The sequence below is a fragment of the Nonomuraea typhae genome (assembly GCF_009760925.1).
Lineage (GTDB): Bacteria > Actinomycetota > Actinomycetes > Streptosporangiales > Streptosporangiaceae > Nonomuraea > Nonomuraea typhae.
Map to the genome: position 1 here is coordinate 41218 of NZ_VRLV01000023.1, position 19323 is coordinate 60540.

The 19323-nt window shown below is 68.7% G+C and carries 11 protein-coding genes; 2 read left to right on the forward strand and 9 right to left on the reverse strand.

From position 1 onward, the window contains the following. Window positions 1–626: 626 nt before the first annotated feature. From FVE25_RS50370 to FVE25_RS50380, 4 genes are all read right to left on the reverse strand, one after another. A complete protein-coding gene (locus FVE25_RS50370) occupies window positions 627–4286 on the reverse strand; it encodes a CHAT domain-containing protein (RefSeq protein ID WP_157254526.1) in 3660 nt (1219 codons plus the stop codon). A gap of 1 nt (window position 4287) precedes the next feature. After that, window positions 4288–5190: a hypothetical protein gene (locus tag FVE25_RS50375; RefSeq protein WP_157254527.1), complete on the reverse strand. Its 903-nt coding sequence runs from the start codon at window positions 5188–5190 to the stop codon at window positions 4288–4290. A gap of 661 nt (window positions 5191–5851) precedes the next feature. Next, window positions 5852–5986, reverse strand: coding sequence for a hypothetical protein (locus FVE25_RS56710; RefSeq protein WP_281367989.1), 135 nt, complete (start codon window positions 5984–5986; stop codon window positions 5852–5854). Between the two features lie 128 nt (window positions 5987–6114). Continuing rightward, window positions 6115–6708: an LGFP repeat-containing protein gene (locus FVE25_RS50380; RefSeq protein WP_157254528.1), complete on the reverse strand. Its 594-nt coding sequence runs from the start codon at window positions 6706–6708 to the stop codon at window positions 6115–6117. Window positions 6709–7188: 480 nt separating this feature from the next. On the opposite strand from FVE25_RS50380, the gene FVE25_RS50385 reads away from it, so the two are divergent. Beyond that, window positions 7189–8328, forward strand: coding sequence for a serine hydrolase domain-containing protein (locus tag FVE25_RS50385; RefSeq protein ID WP_157254529.1), 1140 nt, complete (start codon window positions 7189–7191; stop codon window positions 8326–8328). A 75-nt stretch (window positions 8329–8403) separates the two neighbouring features. Continuing rightward, window positions 8404–11550: an AfsR/SARP family transcriptional regulator gene (locus tag FVE25_RS50390; RefSeq protein ID WP_157254530.1), complete on the forward strand. Its 3147-nt coding sequence runs from the start codon at window positions 8404–8406 to the stop codon at window positions 11548–11550. Window positions 11551–11642: 92 nt separating this feature from the next. On the opposite strand, the gene FVE25_RS50395 is transcribed toward FVE25_RS50390, so the two are convergent. The 5 genes from FVE25_RS50395 to FVE25_RS50415 form a co-directional block, all read right to left on the reverse strand. Beyond that, complete coding sequence (locus FVE25_RS50395; protein ID WP_219826007.1) at window positions 11643–12995, reverse strand: bifunctional folylpolyglutamate synthase/dihydrofolate synthase; 1353 nt, start codon at window positions 12993–12995, stop codon at window positions 11643–11645. Window positions 12996–13423: 428 nt separating this feature from the next. Then, a complete protein-coding gene (locus FVE25_RS50400) occupies window positions 13424–16327 on the reverse strand; it encodes a glycoside hydrolase family 18 protein (protein ID WP_157254531.1) in 2904 nt (967 codons plus the stop codon). A gap of 579 nt (window positions 16328–16906) precedes the next feature. Then, entirely contained in the window at window positions 16907–17443 is a 537-nt protein-coding gene (locus tag FVE25_RS50405) for a hypothetical protein (protein ID WP_157254532.1), read from the reverse strand. A gap of 11 nt (window positions 17444–17454) precedes the next feature. Then, the gene (locus tag FVE25_RS50410; protein WP_157254533.1) at window positions 17455–17997 is read right to left on the reverse strand and encodes a hypothetical protein; all 543 of its coding nucleotides are present in this window, start codon (window positions 17995–17997) and stop codon (window positions 17455–17457) included. Window positions 17998–18284: 287 nt separating this feature from the next. Then, window positions 18285–19301, reverse strand: a complete 1017-nt coding sequence (locus FVE25_RS50415) for a toll/interleukin-1 receptor domain-containing protein (protein ID WP_157254534.1) — start codon at window positions 19299–19301, stop codon at window positions 18285–18287. Between the last annotated feature and the right edge of the window lie 22 nt (window positions 19302–19323).

Sequence of the window (19323 nt, forward strand, 5' to 3'; positions counted from 1 at the left end):
CGGATTCCGGCGCGCTCGCCTACTGGCAGCTGCGCTGGTACGAGATCAGCGCAGAATACCTCGATCATCATCGGGCAGCGCACGAGCTCCTCTCCCACCCCACCGCGCCGATGGGGGTAGGTCCAGGCCCGGCGCAGCAGACGTCGATGCCACGCCGGCGGCGTCGCCGGAGTGACCAGCCGATGAGCACGGAGCACCGCCGGCAACCACTGGGCCAGCAGCGCGAGAACGGCCCGGTCAGCCCAGTCCGGCCGCGGGCGTCCGACCTGGCGCCGCAGCACCGCCACCTCATGACGTAACACCATGATCTCCGCGCCCTTCGACGCCTGGCAGCAGCCCAGCAACATCAGCCAGCCGAACACCCGAAACACAGCTCAGAGCCGTCGTGGGAGTATTTCGACGCGGTACACCCCTTCATCATTTCTGGCACCGGACAGCCGCCGGCAGGTCATGACTGAGCCATAGCCCGGCTCCTGCTCCCAAGCCATCCCGGTGTTCAGCACGAATGAGACGCCCTGCAACGCCAGCCGGTCATCCAGCCGCTTGCGCCCCGGATACCGAGGCGACGTGAGGAGGCACCGAGAGGGCAGTGGTCTGCCGCAGCCCGACCATCCACAGGGCCCCGTTCAGGGGCCGATGTGCACATAGGCAGCCCACGCCCCCGGCATCTGGGGAAACCTCTCTCTGGCTCGGCCCACTGCGTCGTGCAAGGCGTGCGCAGACCCCTCGGGTGCGAGTAAGCCTGCGGCTCCCACGGCCAGCGCGCGGTAGAAGCTCTGCGCCACGTCGAGGGCGAGGCCGTCACCGATGGGCCAGAGTGTGCCCACGACGTGGGTGAACCCGGCCAGTTGGAAACCCGTGGCGAGGTGAATCGCCTCGTCGGTAAGCCGCAGGTTGCTTTGCGAGGTGCTGCAGGCCGACAGGAACGCGAGGTCAGCGTCGCTGAGGTCGAGACGCGACAACGCGGCAACGGTCAGCGGGTGAGCGAGGTAATCGTGCAGGACGAGGTGGCTGGTGGACGGGTCATTCCAATCTGTGACGCCGTGGCACGAGAAATGCGCGACGCGGTGCTGCGGCAGCGCATCAACGACGGCCCGATGGTTGGCGCCAGAACCGGTGAGGACGATGGACGATGGCACGATCTCGGCAAGGGCCGCAGCCTCACGGGCGACGGCGTCGAGGCGCAGGTGCCTTTCTCCGGGGACTTCGGGAACGGTCACGATCAGAGCCGAGGAGACCGGCCGGGTCGCCGCCCGGCGCGCATGCCCGAGCGCCTGGACGGTCGGGGTGTAGGAGGAGATGGCCCGATCGAGCACGTTGGCCGCCGGTTCACCGGTCCCTGCCGAGTGGAGCGGCAGGAAAGACGCCTCACCTGTGGGGCACCACCAGATCCTCGGCAAGTCGCCTTCCCCTGCGAAGCCAACCTTGGCGAGCACTGGTTGGGTGATCTTGATCCACGTCCAGGCGAGTACTGCGGAGATCTCGAGATGAGCATCCCTCTTGGTGCCGAGCCGTACGGCCGGGTCGAAGGTAGCCTCGATGGCCTCGTGGAGTTTGGCGATCTGCGTCAGGACGTCCTGCCTGCGCAGCCCGTTCAGCTCCACCGCGTGAACCGGCCGGTCAGCGTCGGGGGTGAGGACCAGCGCGTCGCCGCGAAAGTCGCTGATGGCGACGAGCACGATCGGCCCAGCGAGCGCCTCCGGTTGCAGATCTGCGATGGACGGCGGATTCAGGAAGTCACCGAAGCCGGGAACAGCGCGGATGCGGGTGAGGAGCTCCCGCCACTGGCGGGCCAGGCGCTGATGGACCTGAACGGGATCCTGGCTCGCAGGCGGCTGATCCAGCTCGGCTCTGAGCTCCGCGATCTGTTCGGCCAGCTCCGGTTCCTGCCGCCGCAGATCGGCCAGACCTCCGCGAATGCCCAGGGCCTCCGACAATAGGACGCCCCGAGCGGCCTCCAGCAGCTCGACCGCGCGTTCCGGCGCCCCTGCCGCAACGGCGGCAGACGCGGCCTCCGCGGCCAATCCCGACAGACTGCCCAGGCCGCGTTCTCTATCGGAGCGGCGCAGGTGCGGTGAGACAAGTTGTGGCAGCAGGAGGACTGCTTCTTCGTAGGCGCGCAGCGCGGCAGGAAAGTCCCCTTGCAACATCGCCGTCGCGCCGAGGCCGCGGACCGCGTTCAGCCGCTCCCCTACCGGGGCCGCGGCCACGCCTGCGGCATGGGTGAAGACCTCCCTAGCCTCTGACAGTGCACTCGTGCTTCCGGTCGTCTCGTTCAATGCGCGCAGGGCGAGGCCGAGGTGATATCCGTAGGCGCATCGATGGGGGTGATCAGCTGGCGTGAGGTCCAGTGCCCGACGGGCCAGTCGTACACACTCTTCGAGGTTGCCGCCGCCACGCCGTAAGAGCACGAGAGCCAGATGCGAGCAGTACGTTGCCAAGGCCGGCCCCGCAGGGGGTGTCAGTGCGATGGCCTGCCGCAGGTACCGCTCCGCCTCGGCCAGGTGAGGCGAGCGCTTTGCGGTGTCGTTGGCCGTGCTGTCCGCTGCTTCTTCGGTCGTATCGTGCATCAGCATCAGCGTGAGCGCGTGGTTACTCATTAGTTCAGGGCGGCCCGGGTGGCCCTCCGGGAGGGCTTCGATCGCGGTTCTGCCGGTGGCCAGTGCCTCGGCGGCCGTGCTGGGTTGCGGCACCCGCTCGTAGAGCATGGACAGCGCGTTCGCGAGGTTACCGAGCGCTCCTGCTCTGTCCGGCCCGCGGGCGATCGCGACGGCGACGCGGCGGGCTTCGACCGACTCGGAAAGGAAGTGGAGCTCGCCGGTGGACACACATAGGTCGCTTAGAGCTGATGCCAGCGCGGCCGCGGCGGGCATGATCACGTCCGGATGGTTTACGCCTCGCTGCAGTGCGCTTCTGGCCGCCCGGACGGCCTCAGTGAGCGCGTCCTGGTTTCCTGTCCGCTCGGCCAGGAGTTGCAGGGAGTTGCTGAGGTTCACTGTCGTCGTGAGCCGCAGCACCTCACTGGTGAGGGGTGTGGCAAGGACCTCGCGCTGAACCTCGATCGCCTCCCGCAGGTACGCCGTTTCCCCCAGTACCTCGAAGCTGCGGGTAAGCGTCGCCCCCAGGCTGGACAGGTGCCGAGGGCGCTCAGAGTGAGCGGGAGACAGCGCGGCGAGCGCGTCGCGGTGCGCTTGGTTGGCCCTCACGAGAAGTGACGGCTTGCCCGTCCGCTCGTAGATGAGAGTGAGGACATTGCCGAAGGTGGAGTGGAAGGCGGGCAGTTCTGGGTCGGCAGAGCTGATCACCGCGCTGGTCTCGGTCATCACCCGCAGGGCCAGCACGAGCAGGTACTCCTCGCCAGTCACCTGGAATCGTTCGAGAGACTCCGTGGACAGGTTGACCGCATGCATAGTCTGATCGGGATCGCCCGCCGGCGCCCAAGCCCAGGCTTGGGTTAGCAGGTCGATGACTTCCTCCTGGACGCTCAGGTTGCCGCTCTCACGAAAGAGTTCGCCCAAGGCGCGGGCGAGGTTCGCCAGCCGGTCAGGACGGTAGGCGCTCTGCTCGGGCGTCGCCTCCAGTGCCTGCCTGAACAGGCCGATCGCGCGGTGCAGCGTGGCCACTTTCCCGCCGTTCATGTACCTGTCCGCCAGCGCGACCGCCTTCCTCGTCAGTTTCTCCGGATCGCCGGGCGGCCGGGGCGCATGCCTGGGCTTCGACTGTTCGTCGGCGGAGGAGTCGTGCATCGTGGAGCTCGCGGGAAAGGCCCATGTCACCAAGGTGGCGTCACCTACAGGCGGCATGGTGTCGAAGCCCCCGCGCTGGTAGCGGTGCAGGGTTTCCTCGTCGGCGGCGGAGATGACGGGACGGCTGGCGACCAGGCTCAGTCGGTGTCCCGCGATCAGTGCGGAGAACCATCGGATAAAGGAGTCGCCGGTGACTTGCGCGCCGGTGAGGGTCACCGTCACCAGCGCGTTCGCTTCCGCCACGCTTATATCAAGGTAGGCGTGGGCTTGCCCGCCTGTGGTGTGCACCCGTCGGGTCAGCCGGGTGATCCACTCGTGCCGCAGCAGCCCCACCGCCAGTTCGTCCCGGCCCCCTTGGCGCGCGTCCAGCAAGACGGTCCGGCGGTCGGTAATGTGGATCACCGTTCCGACGGGCAGCAGTGCCTCGACCGCGCACCGGCCGGAGAACAGAATCGTCTCTTCCCGTTCCAGCCAGACTCCGACGCCGTCCGGGGAGATCTCCCCAAGAGGGCTCAGGCGAATGAGATTCGGCGATAGCACGTCACGTATCTCGCTTCTCCGCCATGGGAGAGTTGGGGTCCCACCGACCTTTGCGCATCTGGCTGGTGACCCGCATGCCGAGCTCCCGTGTGACCGGTGTCCCGTCGACCGCCAGACCGAGCTTGACGGCGAGCTCAGCGGAGTGGAGGTCGATCACCGATTCGGCCAGTCCCGTGTAGACCACGACGGCCTGGCGGGAGCGGATGATCGACACGGCTCCGGTGACTGCCGCGATGATCGTGGCCGGCCACCACCACCAGGCCAGTAACAGGTAGACAACCGCCCAGCCGCCCAGCCGCGCGGCACTGGTGAGGGCGTCGGCCGCCCTGGTCATCTCCGTCCGCGTGCTCTCGGACAGCAGGAGCCATATCCTCGGCCAGACGGCATCCAGGTCAAGCCCGTAGGTGAGCAGCACACGTAGCCGGCACGCTCTGAATCGATCGCCGATCCAGCTTGGCAGCTCGGCCTCAACGGGGCAGATCCGCTCGGCCCGCGCGATGGCGTCGCGCGCCTCTTGAGCCGTGCGTGCTCGCTCCGCGTCCCGTAGGGCCGCCCTGGACCGGCTGCGTCGCCAGCTGGCAATCCATTTGCCTGGCACCTTGCTGCCTGGCACGCTCCACAGCCGCTCCGCCAGCCACCCCAGCACCGCGGCCGCCAAGCCAACGCCAACGGAGCCGGCGATCGCCGCGAGCGCGGCCAGCGCGAGACCACCAGGGGTGCGCAGCGCCGGCGCGCTCGCCCAGTCGCTGATTCGCGTGCTCAGCATCACATAGTCGAAGGAGTGCTGCTGTCCCAGCGTGCCTGCCGCGGCGGCGACAGCGAGGTATAACAGGCCGGGGAGCGCAAGCAGCGCAACCCATCGCTCTGCCAGACGCTTGCCTACTTCGCCAAGGAACCCGGTCACAGCGGGGTCGCCTTCAATGAGCGACGCCCGATGCCGCACCACGGTGCCTTCTGCTGTGGCCCCACCAATCCTCGTCCTGCGCACAAGGTGACCGGGCAGCTCCACCAGGCGGCACCCGCTGAAGACCGCCCGCCCGGAATGGGCCGATAGGCGCGGCTGCCGGAAAACAGGCCGCCTGGCTGGACCTGAGCCACCATAGCGTCCAGAACGTCGAGATCCTTTTCCACACCAGCGGTACGGCCCGCCCGTAGGGCGTCGCTGACTCGGTGCCAGATGTCTTCCATTCCACGGCCGCGAGCCAGTTCCAAGAGATCACTGTGATCATATTCGAGGCAGAACGCTGCGATTTTCCCACTCAAGTCCATCGGTGGCCTCGATTCTGTGGGGGCGCGAGGTATCGGTGCACACATTTCAAAGTCCTGCCGATGTGCTCAATCTGCAAGTCATTCCCATGCAGGCGGCTGAGCTGTGCGGCGGGAGGAGCGTGCGGTGGTGCGACTGTGGCTGGCCGCCGTTTAGGGGGTGAGCAGCCCATGGGTTCGGGCTGTGACGCTGCGCCGGCAGGACCTCCGTCATGCTTTGCCCTCGCCCAGCCCGGCGGCCAGCACAGCGAGCGCCTGGGGGGCGGCACACACGCTAGGTGCGATGTCGGGGTGGCGCGTCATGGCTCGTCGGCCGGGCACGCGATGGTCGGTTCAGCGAGCTCCAGCAGGGGTTTCAGACCGGTGGGCAGCGGGGGGCCTTCGACCTTGACCTCGACGTCGATGCTGGTGGCCTGCCGGCTCTCGGTGGTCATGCGCCGAGGGGGGGACGACGCCGTGCAGGACCACCGGGCACGGCAGCAGAGGCGAAGCCTTCACAGGCCATGACCTGGGCGGATGTAGTAATCGGCAGGCGCAGAGGCGGCCGGCATCACACCGGAGTTCAGTAGGGGACCTTGACCGAGGTGGCGATGCTCCACGGGCCGCAGTCGGAGCTGAAGGTGCCGCGGTCGCAGCCCTGGACGATGAAGGCGGCTTTGACTTGTCCTCCGTGACCGTTGGAGGTCATGCAGACGCCGTCCTGGCAGGTGGGGTCCACCGAGTACGCGCCGCTCCACGGGGTCAGCCTGCCGACCTTCACCTGGGTGGTCTTGCCGCCGGCGCTCCAGCGGACGTTGAAGAAGTCCCAGTCGCGTCCGAGGCCGCTCCAGCGGAAGACAGCCTTGCCCTTGGCGTAGTAGGCGCGGACCAGAGTTCCGCCGCCGAGATTGGGAGACCACACGATCTTGCCGTTACGGAACTGCTGGTAGGAGCCCTGCTGGTTGGCGTAGCCGTATTCTTTGGTGATCGGGCAGCCGTAGGTGCTGTTCTCGCCGCCGTTGGAGCGCCACAGATCACCGATGAGGCTGCCGGCGGGGGCCACGAGGGAAGGGTCGCAGGCTGAGGCGTTGGCGGGCGGGGCGCTGATCGCGATGGCCGTCGCGGCCGCTCCCAGAGCGGTGGTCAGGCTGAGAAGAGTGCGAGCGGTGTGCGGCATCGGAGAGGTCCTTTCCGGGAGTGGCTGGCGCTCTATGTGTAAGCCGGATTGCTTTCACAGTGGCGACAGAAAGTTGCGAACCCCTTGCAGTGCGCTATGAGGAGGCTCGGCGCGCTGTCGGTCAGGTGGTGGCCGGTGCGTCACCGCTGCAGCAGTCCATGCCGGCGCCACGGTGCGAGACGTGGGCCTGCGGCGCTGCCCATTGACACCCGAGGGGGAAGCCGCGTCCCGCCCTTCGCCTGCTCCTCGAACCGCCACCGTGACTCGGGGCAGCTCGGTGCGGGCCCGGCGCTGTCGGATCGATGCCCGCCGGTATGAGCCCAGGCTCGCTCTCGGCCTCGTTCGGGATCGCCCAGCGAGTCCTCCTCTGTCCGGCAAGGACCGCGCCGAGCCGTACGGCCTGTGAGTGCCGCGTCAGAGGCTCGTCATCGGGGCCGGTCATCGTTGCCGGCATCAGCGATCCGCAGAAGGGACTGCATCATGACCGGCATCAGGGACAAGGTCCAGGAGGCACTCGACCGGTCGGTGGCCGAGCTGGGTGTCACCGGCATCGTCGCCCACGTCCAGGACGAGGACGGCAACTGGTTCGGATCGGCGGGGGTGGCCGACCTGGAGACGGGCCGCCGCCGTGACCCGGCCGACCGGTTCCACATCGGCAGCTGCGGCAAGGCGTACACCTCCGCCGCCGTCCTGCAACTGGCCGCCGAGGGCACCTTGAGCCTGGACGACACGGTGGAGCAATGGCTGCCCGGCGTCGTCAGCGGCAACGGCAACGACGGCAGCAAGATCACCATCAGGCACCTGATCACCCACACCAGCGGCCTGTGGGTGACCGGCTGGGACCCCGACATGTGGCGCAAGTTCCTGTCCCGAGCCGGTTGGACGGAGAACAGGCACTATGTCTGGACGGTCGAGGAACTGCTGGAACACCAGGGGTCCCGGCCGCCGATCTTCGAGCCGGGCACCAGCTTCGCCTACACCAACGGCGGCTACCACATCGCCGGCGCGATCATCGAGAAGGCGACCGGCCGCACGTACGAGCAGGAGGTCGAGCGGACGGTCATCCAGCCGCTCGGCCTCACCGGCACCTACGCGCGCCCCCTGCCCGAAGCGGGACTCCGGGGTCAGCACGCCAGGTTGTACTCGAGGATGTTCATCAAGGACGGCGTCGATCCGGCCATCCTGACCACGCAGAACTACGAGTCGTATCTGCAGGGACCCGAGACCGACCCGCTTGACGTCACGGATTCGACCTCCCACGGCTGGGCCGCCGGAGGCGTCATGTCGACCACCGGCGACATGCTCCGCTTCACCCAGGCGATAATCAAGGGCACGCTGCTGCCCCCGGCCCAGCACCGCGAGATGTGGGCCACGGTCCCCACCACGGACTGGATCCCCAACACCCGCTACGGCACCGGAGTGTCGCAGTGGACCCTGGCCGACGGCAGCATGCTGCACGCCGTGGCCGGCATGGCCAACGGATCCGCCGCCATCACCATGGGCACCCCCGACGGCCGGCGCCTGGTCTCCATGAACACCAACTGCGACTGGAGCTGGCTCCCGGCCTTCAACCGCATCATCGAGGCGGCGTTCGGCTCGCCCCTTCCCCAGTTGCCGTAGCACCATCAGGCCCCGCCTGCGGGCGCCGGCCGTACCAGCAACACGGTGGCACCGCAATGGTGCCATAATGGCGTCATGCGAGTAGCGTTGCTAGGACCGGTTCGGGCCTATGCGGACGACGGCTCCCCGATCGACATCGGCGGAGTCCGGCAGCGCGCCTTCCTCGCCCGGCTGGCGTTGTCGGCCGGGCAGGTGGTGCCGGTCGGCATGGTGGTCGACGCCCTATGGGGCGAGCACCCGCCCGGTAACGCCGCCAAGGCTCTGCACGCACTCGTCTACCGGCTGCGCAAAGCCCTGAACGAACCCGCGATCGTGGAATCGGCGACGACCGGCTACCGGCTGAAGATCGGCCGCGCGGACGTGGACGCCAACCGGTTCGAAGAACTGACCGCGCGCGGCCGCCGGGAGCTGGCCGCGGGGTCCGCGCCCCAGGCCGCCGCGTCGCTGGGGCGGGCGCTGGCGCTGTGGCGGGGCGCCGCACTCGCCGACATCCCCGATGCGCCCTTCGCCGGTACGGCGGGCGCCCGCTTGACGGAGCTGCGCCTGGCGGCCGTCGAAGACCGGTTCGAAGCCGAGCTCGAACTCGGCCACCACGCCGAGATCCTCGCCGACCTGGAGGCCGAGGCCACCGGCCATCCCCTGCGCGAACGGCTCACCGCCCTGCGCATGCGCGCCCTGCACGGCGCCGGGCGCCAGGCCGAGGCGCTCGAGGTGTTCGACCAGGCCCGCCGTACCCTCGCCGACCAGCTCGGCGTCGGCCCCTCGCGCGAGGTGCACGAGGCATATCTCGCCGTGCTCCGCAGGACACCGCCCGCCCCATCCACCCCCGCCCCTGCTCAGGCTGCCGCGGGGCGCCTGCCCGCTGCGCTCACCAGCTTCGTCGGCCGCGACGGCGAACTGCAGTTGCTGGCCGAACTGCTGGAGACGGCCCGGCTGATCACCATCACCGGGCCCGGCGGGGTGGGCAAGACCCGGCTGGCCCTCGAGGCGGCCGGCCGGCACCGCACGAACCGCCGCGGCCGCGGCTGGCTCGTTTCCCTGGCCGCCGTGACCACGCCGGAGGAGGTGGCGGAGGCCGTCCTCGGCACGCTCGGCGCCGCCGGAGCCCATCCGGCCCGGCCGGGACCGGCCATCGAGCAGATCGCCGAGCTGCTCGGCGGCGGCGAAGCCCTGCTCATCCTGGACAACTGCGAGCAAACCCCGGCGGCGGCCGCCGACCTCGCCGGCCGGTTGCTGGAGCGGCAGCCGTACCTCACCATCCTGGCCACCAGCCGGGAACCGCTTGACGTCATGGGCGAGGCGATCTGCCGGCTCGGTTCGCTGCCCCTGCCGCACGCGCACGCCGGCCCCGTGCGGGCCGGCGACTCGCCCGCGGTGCGGCTCTTCCTCAACCGGGCGGCAGCCGTACGGCCCGGCTTCGTGCTCGACGAGAGCACCGCACCGGCCGTCGTGACCATCGTGCGGCGGCTGGACGGTCTCCCGCTGGCGCTGGAGCTGGCCGCCGCGCGCCTGCGCACGATGAACCCCGGCGAGATCATCCGGCGGCTCGACGACCGGTTCCGGCTGCTGACCTCCGGCAATCGTACGGCTCAGCCACGCCAGCAGACGTTGCACGCGGTCATCGACTGGAGCTGGAACCTGCTCACCGGCCAGGAGCAGACCCTGGCCCGGCGTATCGCGATATTTCCCGCCATGACCGGAGCCGCCGCCATCGAGGCCGTCTGCGCCGACGACACGCTGCCCACCGACGACGTCCGCTACGTGCTCGACTCCCTGGTGGGCAAGTCCATCGTGGAGCACACGGCCGGGTCCTACAGGATGCTGGAGACCATCCGCGCCTACGCGGCCGGCAAGCTGGACCTGGCCGGCGAGCGGGCTCCGACCCGTGATCGATTCACCGGGCATTTCGCCACGCTGGCCGAGGAACTCCAGCCGGTGCAAAGCTCCGCCAGGCAGGCAGAGCTGCTGCAGCTGTTCGTCTCCGAATACGACAACCTCACCGGGGCGCTGCGCCTCGCCCTCGACGCACGCGACGCGACCACGGCGGCGCGGATGCTCGGCTCGCTCTGGTACTGGGACAGCCTGCGCTACGACGGGCGCTCCAAGGCCCTGGTGACCAAGGTGCTGGAGTTCGGCGACGCCCTACCGGCGGACGCGCGGGCCGCCTTCACCGCGATCCACCTGATGGCGGGTCAGGGCGCGCCCGTCACCGACCCCGAGCAGGTCCGCGCGCTCGGCGACGAGTGCCGGCGCACCGGAGCCCTGGAGCGGTATCCGATGCTGCCGGCGCTGATTCTGGCGGCGGCCAACCGCCTTGGCATGGACGACTTCGCCGATCAGGAGCTGGCCCGAATCCGCGCCGGCGCGGACCGCTGGACCATCGCCGCCGCCTTGATCGTTCAAGCCGCGCGGCACCGCGAGCGCGGCGACTGGCACGGCGCCGCGACCCTGTTCGGGGAGGCCCTGCGCATCTTCGAGGAGGCCGGCGACCCATGGTGGACCGCCAGCTTGCTCGCCGGCACGGCACGCATCCACAGCGTCGCCGGCGACCCACACCAGGCTCTGGCCGTATACCGGCGCAGCATCGCCCTGGTCAGCGAGCTCAGCCCGCACGAGACGATCCTCCACCGGCTCGGCCTGGCCGGCGAACGCCTGCGCGCCGGCGACCTGGCCGGAGCTCTGCGTGACCTCGAAACCGCCGAACGGGCGGCCTGGGAGTCCGGCCAGCCTGCGCTGGAGGTGGAGGTCCTGCTCATGTTCGCCGATCTGCATCACCGCCGGGGCGAGGCCGAGCGATCCGGCCAGGTACTCGACCGGGTGGAGCGCCTGGCCCGCGAGATCCCGCTCGAGGCACAGGCGATCGGCTCCCGGCTCGTCCTGGCCAGGATGGCGAGCCTGCTGGCCCGCGGCGACGCCGTAGGCGCCCGTGACCTGCTGCCCCGGTCGGTCGAGGCGGCGAGCGCCCTGCTGGATCCGGCGCTGGCCGCCGAGCTCGCGGCCAGGCTATTTCGCCTGGAGGGCGACCCGCACCGCGCCGCGATCATGCTGGGCATGAGCCGGGTGATTCGCGGCGCCTTCGACCACGGCGACACCCAGCTGCGCGCTCTCGTCACCCAGCTCACGGAGGACCTCGGCCGGGCCGCCTACGACCATGCCTACCGTGCGGGCGCCGAGCTGCCCCGCCTCGAGGCCCTCGAGCGCCTGAGCCAGGCGGCGCCTTGAACGCGTGCACCGACTTCTGAAACAGAGGTGGTCCGGATCCGGGCTTCTCACACCGCGGCCTCCTCCGCAGGGAGCGGAGGGCCGCGCGCCCTTCACACGGGCTGCAGGCCGAGTGCCGTGCGGGATTCCCCTACCAGGCGCAGCGAGCCGAAGACGACGATCAGGCCGCCGGGTCCGGCGAGTTCGGCGGCCCGGTGCAGCGCCGACGGGGTGTCTTCGGCGGTCAGGCAAGGTCCTCGGCGGCTGGGGGCGAGCTGCGTGTGCAGGGCGGCGGGGCTGGCGGCCTGGGGTGCTCGGGTGCGGGTGAGGACCAGGGGCCAGTGGGAGGGGAGCGGGGCGAGCATGCCAGGGGCGTCCTTGTCGTGCATCGAGGCGAAGAGCAGCACAGGTGGTCCCGGGCGTCCGTCGCCATGGGCATGAGCCAGGATTTCGGGGGCGACGGTCGCGACGCCTTGGGGATTGGTGGCGCCTTCCAGCAGGATGCGACCGGTCCAGTTGTCCAGCCGGGTCTGGATCAGTTCGAGGCGTCCGGGCCAGCGTGTGGCGGCCAGTCGTGAGCGGAGCCGTTCCCCGTCCGGCTGGCGGATGTGGCCGCGTTCTGCCATGGCGTCCACTGCGGCGATGGCGAGGGCGAGGTTGTGGTGCTGGTGTGCCCCGGACAGCGGGCAGGGCAGATCGCGGTGCACGGCGCGGGGGGTGGAGACATCGACCAGTGTCGCCGGGCCGTGATCACCGGCGGTGCGGGCGGTGTAGTGGATCTCGTGGTCCATGCGCCACACGGACAGTCCCGCCCGCTGCTTGAGAACTCGCTCGGCGGCGGTGGCCGCCTCGGGGCCCAGGCGTCCGAGAACGACGTGGTCCCCGTCCTGCGCGGCTGCGACCTTGGCCTGCGTGATCTGGGTCAGGGTGGTGCCGAGCAGCCGCGTGTGGTCGAGTCCGATGCCGGTGACGACCTTCACGTCCAGGCCGAGTTCCGCGGCCGCCGCCCGGCTTCCGCCGACGCCCGCCTCGGCCACGGTCAGCGCGACCCCCGCCCGCCGGAAGTGCACGGCCGCGGTCGCCGCGAAGACGCCCTGGGCCAGGACGGGCAGGCCGTACCGCTCGATCGTCTCCCAGACCTCGGAGAATGCCGCAGCGTACTCGGCGCGTGGGATGGGAACGCCGTCGATCCGGATCCGTTCTCTGGGCTCCTGCAGGTGGGGGCTGGGCATGCTGCCCGCCTGTGCGCCGGTCGCGGCCACCGCCGACACCGCCAGCGCGCACGTGGATCCCTTGCCGTTCGTCCCGACCACCAGCATTCCGCGCAGTCCCCGCTCAGGGTGGCCCAGCGCCTCCAGCAGGCGGGAGACGTTCGCCTGCCGTACCCGTCTTGGAAGCCCGTAGGGGTTCTCGTGCACCTTTTCGAGCATGTCGACGCACATCTGGTAGTCCACTCGCCGGATCATGACACTGAGCGCGATGGATCAGCGGCAATGAGTGAGAGCCCCGGCGTTCAAGATCGCACCAACGGTCCTTTGCCCGAGCGAGATCACCGGCGATCCCGCGACATCCCTTCCCAAGACGGCGGTGAACTTGGCATCTCGGTCACGGGACGAGGAACCGGAATGACCTTTCTCCTGCAGCCGTAGAAACGTCCGCCAAGAGGTGTCGGAGTTTCACGGCACCGGGCCGTGTCGACGTGAACGCGGGACTCGTCGCACGGTCGCCTCGCCGACCTGCACGCCGAGCCGAGCCAGTTCGCCGTGGACCCGCCTCGGATTCTCGCGTGCCAGGCGGAGGACCAGCTCTCTGACCTCCTTGCTCATCTCAGGACGGGCGGACACCCCGAAGCGCCGGAACGTGATCTGGGGGCCGGCGCTTCGGGTCACCGGGCTCAGTTCAGGCCGGTCGATGCGTTGAGGAGGCTGGTCTGCGCGTCGTCGCCCTCAAGGGAGTAGATCATCACACCGGCCAGGCCCTTGTTCTTGATGTACTGCCGCCTGGCCGTCATCGACTTCGGGGTTTCGATGCTGAAGAACGTGCCGCCGTCGTACATCCAGGTGGACTTCGTCCTGCTGTCCCAGAAGATCGTCTCGTCGGTCAGCTTGTTCGCCGCCTTGAGCTCCTTGTAGAAGGCGACACCCGGGGCCTGTGAGAAGGGGTACGCCGGTGGGGCGCCGGTCGCCGGTTGGTAGAGGCCGTTCTTGCCGCCGTTCTGCACCCCGGTCCAGCCACGGGCGTAGAAGGGCACACCGAGGGTGATCTTGTTCGCTGGGAATCCTCTGCCGAGGTAGGTGGTGATGGCGTCGTCCGCGGTCATGCCGGTGCCGTCGGCCGGGTCCTGGGCGGAACGGTACAGCGGAGAGTTGAAGTTGGTCGGCCCGGCGCCCTCCCACGCGCCGTGCATGTCGTAGCTCATGATGTTGCCCAAGTCCAGGTACGAGGCGATCTGTCCTACCTCGACCTTGCTGATCTTGCTAGGGCCGGCGGGAAGCGCGGCGGTCAGCAGCTTGCCGCCGCCCAACTGGGCGCGGAACTCAGCCAGCAGCGCGGTGAAATTGGCCGTGTCCTGCGGACTGTGGTGATTGCCAGTGTGGCCGTCGGGGCTGGCCGGGAACTCCCAGTCGACGTCGATACCGTCGAACACGCCCGCTGCGACGCCGGGACCACCGGCGGGATCGTCACCGAGCTTGGGCAGGTCACCCTTGATAAACATGTCGACACACGACTTCACGAACTTCTGGCGGGAGGCGGCGGTCGCGGCCGCGTCCGAGAAGAACTTCGAGTACGTCCACCCGCCGATCGAGACCAGGACCTTCAGGTTGGGGTACTTCAGCTTGAGCTTCTTGATCTGGTTGAAGTTGCCCTTCAGCGTGTCGGTCCATTGGTCGGCCACCCCGTCGACGCTCTCCTGCGCGGTGAAGCCCTTCTGGTAGTCGGCCCACGCGTCACCCGCGCCGTCGTTGCCGTCCGGGTCGCTTTCGTCGCTCGAACCGGGCTTGTTCGCCGCCATGCAGGTCAGGTTCACCGGGTCGATGTTCTGGAAGGCGTAGTTGAGCTTGGTCAGCTTGCCGGCGGTGCCGTTCTGGTCCAGCGTCTTCAGGTAATAGGTGTTGGCGTAGATCGACCAGGAGTTGAAGTACGCCACCCGCTCGCCCGGCACGCCCGCCTCGGCTCCCGACTCGTCCCAGTCAAGATCCTCGATACTGCTGTCACCGGGCAGCCGCCAGGCATCGACACCCCGGCTGGTGCTGTTGAACAGCAGGAAGTCAGAAACGCGGTCGACGTCGAGATCGGAGAAGGCGCCGATGGCGCCGTTGAACGCCTCGCCGGAGCGAATGGTGCCGAGCGAATCCCAGCCGGCCGCCCTGACAGCCTTGGCTGACGCGGCGCCCCAGGGACCGCCGAGGTTCTTCCACGCGACCACATCGCCGGTCATGTACTTGACCACCACCACGTCGGCGCGTCCGTCCCCGGTGATGTCGGTGAAGAAGAGCTGCCCGACCGGCCCCTCGGCCGGGTGTGAGAACCCCTCGATCTCGTCCCAGTCACCAGGACTCGGCAGCCCGCTCGCCTTGTTCTCCCAGGCGGTGACGAAGTTGTTCCTGTCCACGATCAGAGGGTCGTCGTCGGTGTCGCCGTCCAGGTCGGCGAACACCGGATCGCCGACGTAGCCCAGGTCGTTGGCGACGATGACCGCGTTCGCCCAACGGACCTGGCCACCGCCGGACTCGTTGCGCCAGACCCGCATGGCCGCGAAACCGGTCGGCGATTCGCCCGCCGTAAGGAAGTTGACCAGCTCGTCACGGCCATCGCGGTCGAGATCACCGAAGAAGGCCGGCTTCGGCGACCCGGCAGCGCCGGCCGGCGCGGTGTTGCCCAGCGGGAACCACACTCGTTCACCGTCGGACCCGCACCCGCCGTTCAGCCAGGTGTAGAGCCGGCCACCGGAACTGACGGCACGATCGCCGTCACCGTCGCCGTCGAGATCGGGGAAGCGGGTCTGTGCACCGTCGGCACTGCGCACGATCTGGCCAAGCGCGATCCACTCCCCCGGCTGGCCCTCGCCGGCCGGATCGCGGCAGACACCGGTGGCCGTGCCGGCGGAGTTCAGCCATCGCGGGAGGTACCTCTCCAAGGAGGCCAGGTACCCCTCCAGAATGTCGGCAGCTCCGGCACCGCCGAAGTATGCCTCGATGGTGCGAACGATCCTGACGATCGTCAAGCGCATCGAGTGAAAGTAGGCGAGCGCTCCTTCTGTCCCGATCCGGGCGACCAGGTAGGTGGTCAGACCGGCGGCGACGGACTTGGCCATGGTGGTGCCCCACTCGTCGGCGTCGCCCAGCTTGCCATCGGCCCACTGAGTGAGCGCGCCGTTGGCGAACTCCCCGAGGAAACCGCCCACACCGGCGCACAGGGGAACCGAGCCGCCCACTCTCGCACAGCCGATACCTGCGGCGAACCCGACCATGATGGCCGCCGCCGTGATCAGCGCGCCCTGCCACCACGTGACGTCCACCTCGACGTCGGGCTCCTTGATGGTGATGGTCGCGACGGTGCCCTCGACCGTCCACGTGTGCTCGAATTCGACGAACTTCAGGTCGGGCATGACGTCGTGCAGTTCGCCCTTGGTGCGCTCCCGCAACGCGTCATCGAGTCGCATTCCCGCCTGGTCGATCTCTGTGAACGCCTGGCGGAACTGGTCGGCCAATTGCGGGTCCCCGAAGTCGTGGATGACGACCTGGTCCCCCGCCGTCGACCGAGCCTGCGCCGGAAGCGGGCCGGTGCTCCAGAGCACAACAGCAACAGCTGTGATACTCGCGATAAGAACGGTAAATAATCGAACCTGTCGTGCTCTGATGGGGTGGGCGAGACGCATCTTCCGTCCTTAATACAGCGGATCGGCGGATAGGATCCCACGCATCACAAACACACCGCAGGCATCTCAGCAGCCCGTGAGAGTTTGCAGGGAGCGCGGCCGGACGAGGGTAACATGAGGGCGAAGCCGCCATAATTCCCAACGTGCCCATATATCCAGCATTCTGAATACAGCACCCGAGCCCGAATCCCTGCGTCATCCGGCGCCGAAGCCTCTTCGAGTTGCCAGACGCCCCCCGAGGGGCTTGTCCAGATAACGGTGTTTCTCGATCTTTGATTAGTTATCGGGCGGTCGGGGTCAATCGGCCTTCAAAGGTGATGGCGAAGGCGTTCAGAGCCCGAAGGTCAGCGCGGTGTTCGCCGCCCGTGACCAGGCTCGCATGGTGACCATGTCCGTCAACGCCACGGAGCGGACCGGCCTGCCCCGGCCATCATGGCCGCCCTGTCCTGAACAGCCCTGTGCGGGGCGGCTCCGATGGCGCCGCCCCGCACAAGTCGATCACTCCTCGCAGCCGCCCTCGGTCTCGGCCTCGCAGAAGTCGCTGCCGGGACCGCCGAACGCCTGGTCGGATCCACCTTCGTTGCCGAGCAGGATGTCGGCGCCGCCGTTGCCGTTCAGAACGTCGTTGTCGGTGTTGCCCGAGACGAAGTCCTGAGCCGAGCCACCGAAGAAGGTGTCACGGCCGGGCCCGAGGAAGCCCCGTAACCTGAGCGAGGTGTTGTTGCGCACGGTGTCAGAGCCGCCCTGGCTGTTGACGAGGATGTTGGTGATCCCCGCGCTCGGGCACCTGACGGTGTGATCGTCCACCTTCGAGCAGACGGCGCTGCCCGCGAGCAAGGTATCCGCGGAGTTCCTGACGACCAGGAACCCGCCCTCCAGGTTGATGCTGATGTTGTCGGCCGCGTCCGCCGAGTTGACGGAGAGCTGCCCCGAGGAGGCGCCCACGTTGGTGAACGCCATCGCGGGGGAGGCCGTGAGGGCCACCAGGGGCATGGTGAACAGCGCCCCCATGAGTATCGCGTTTTTGATCTTCAATGCATTCTCCTTCAGGCTTGCTGTTCGCAGGAGTTCTCCGCCTCGGCGTCGCACAGGTCGATGCCTGCGCCGCCGAAGACCTGGTCGAAGCCCCCGCTGTCGCCGATGAGGATGTCGCTGCCGCCGTTGCCGTCGATGAGATCGTTGCCCTCGTCGCCGTTGACAAAGTCCCGGGCGCTGCCGCCGGAGTACTGATCGCCCTCCGGGCCGAGGAAGGCCCGAGTGGGCAGCGCCGTGTTGTTGCGGACGACGTCGGCGCCGCCCTGCGTCTGCACCTGGATCTTGGCGATCCCGGCGCTGGGGCAGCGGACGGTGCGGCTGTCGAGCCGCTGGCAGTTGAAGCTGGGCGTGTTCATGGTGTCCTTGAAGTTCCGGACGACCAGGAATCCGCCTTCGAGGCTGATGTTGATCTCGTCGCCGACGTTCCCCGAGTTGATCGTGAGCTGGCCACCGACGCCGCTCACGCTGGTGGCCGCCATCGCCGGGCTGGCGAACACGGCCATCAGGGGAAGGGCGAGCAGAGCCCCCGTGGTGAGTGCGCGCTTGAGTCTCATGGTTCTCCTTGATGAGTGATCGGCCCCCTGTCCGCAGGGAAGTACATCCCAATCACGCCGGAGAATGTGCGTCCAAAGACGCACTCGGAGACGGCCTTTTCCTGAGCCCGACGGGCCGGCCGCCCCGGAGCCGCTGCGGAGCATGGTCGGTGGCCGCGGGCGTCAGGACAGCTGGGTTCTGATCCACTTCTTGTGAAGCGATCACACGACGGAAGTGTCGGCAGGCGCACTGACCGGAGCCGCCGAGGACCGAGGCGGGCAGTGCGAGCAACGGGCACCGCCGTACGTCACGGCCGGCTCTGCCAGGTGACGAACTCGAGGGTGAGGCTTTGCGGGTTCGCCGGCCGGTAAGCCGCGATCTTGACCGACGCGATGTTCCCCTGCGCCGTACGCACACAGAACGACCCCCCGACGCCGACCGCGGCCAGATCGATCTGCCTGCTGGGCTTGGCGTCCAGCGCCCGGACGCAGGCCGCGCGGTCGTCCGCCGCGGCGGACGCGAAGACGGCCGGGTCGACCGCGCCGGCCGAGTGAGACGCCAAGGGCACGGTCTCCGTGGGAAAGTAAAGATCGAGGCCCTCGGCGGCGTCACCCGTGGTGCCACGCTCGAAGTCCAGATGGTCCTCCGGGCCCAGCTCCACCCGCCCCGTGCGCAGGGCCGTACCGCCGGCTCGGCCGCCGCTGTCGCGTTCGCGCGAGGTGGAGAACCAGATCGTCGCGCTCACGGCAACGACGACGATCACGGCGATGAGTGCCATGAGCCCCTTGGACGTCCACCGGGAACGTGAGCTCTCCGAACCGCCGGCACCCGTCAGGTCGGCACCCGATGCGCGGACGCCGGAGAGTTCGGGCACGAGGCGGCGGAGCTCGTCGGTCAGGCGAGCCATGTCGTAGTCGGCGTTGCGGTGGTGCAAGCGCAGGTACTGGCACCGGGCCAGCTGAGCTATCGCCTTGGGAAGCCGGTGGGCGACAAGCCGGGGCGCGTCGCCGACCAGGACGGGTATGACGGGGATCCCCACGGCGAGGGCCTCGGCGATCTCCCGGCGCACCCAGTCGGCCCGGTCGTCGAGGTAGCGCCGTCCATCGCCGCTTCCCGCGTCGAGCCATTCCGGTCCGACGACGGCGATCAGCACTGAGGATCGATGGATGGAATCCAGGATCTTCTCGATGAAGTCCTCGCTCGGTCTGATCGACCTGCTGGCCCGGAAGACCTTGTCCGGGCCGAATCGCTCCGACAGCACTCTGTCCAGGAGGACGGCCCAGGCGCTGTCGGTGCCCCGGTAGTTGATGAATATCCCGGCCATGGTGATCCTCCCGCGCCCGTGA

What these genes read in the sequence shown, in the direction of transcription:
- FVE25_RS56710 (WP_281367989.1), bottom strand. Translation starts at nt 5,986, where the DNA reads ATGACCACCGAGAGCCGGCAGGCCACCAGCATCGACGTCGAGGTCAAG.
- FVE25_RS50380 (WP_157254528.1), bottom strand. Translation starts at nt 6,708, where the DNA reads ATGCCGCACACCGCTCGCACTCTTCTCAGCCTGACCACCGCTCTGGGA.
- FVE25_RS50385 (WP_157254529.1), top strand. Translation starts at nt 7,189, where the DNA reads ATGACCGGCATCAGGGACAAGGTCCAGGAGGCACTCGACCGGTCGGTG.
- FVE25_RS50390 (WP_157254530.1), top strand. Translation starts at nt 8,404, where the DNA reads ATGCGAGTAGCGTTGCTAGGACCGGTTCGGGCCTATGCGGACGACGGC.
- FVE25_RS50395 (WP_219826007.1), bottom strand. Translation starts at nt 12,995, where the DNA reads ATGATCCGGCGAGTGGACTACCAGATGTGCGTCGACATGCTCGAAAAG.
- FVE25_RS50410 (WP_157254533.1), bottom strand. Translation starts at nt 17,997, where the DNA reads ATGAGACTCAAGCGCGCACTCACCACGGGGGCTCTGCTCGCCCTTCCC.
- FVE25_RS50415 (WP_157254534.1), bottom strand. Translation starts at nt 19,301, where the DNA reads ATGGCCGGGATATTCATCAACTACCGGGGCACCGACAGCGCCTGGGCC.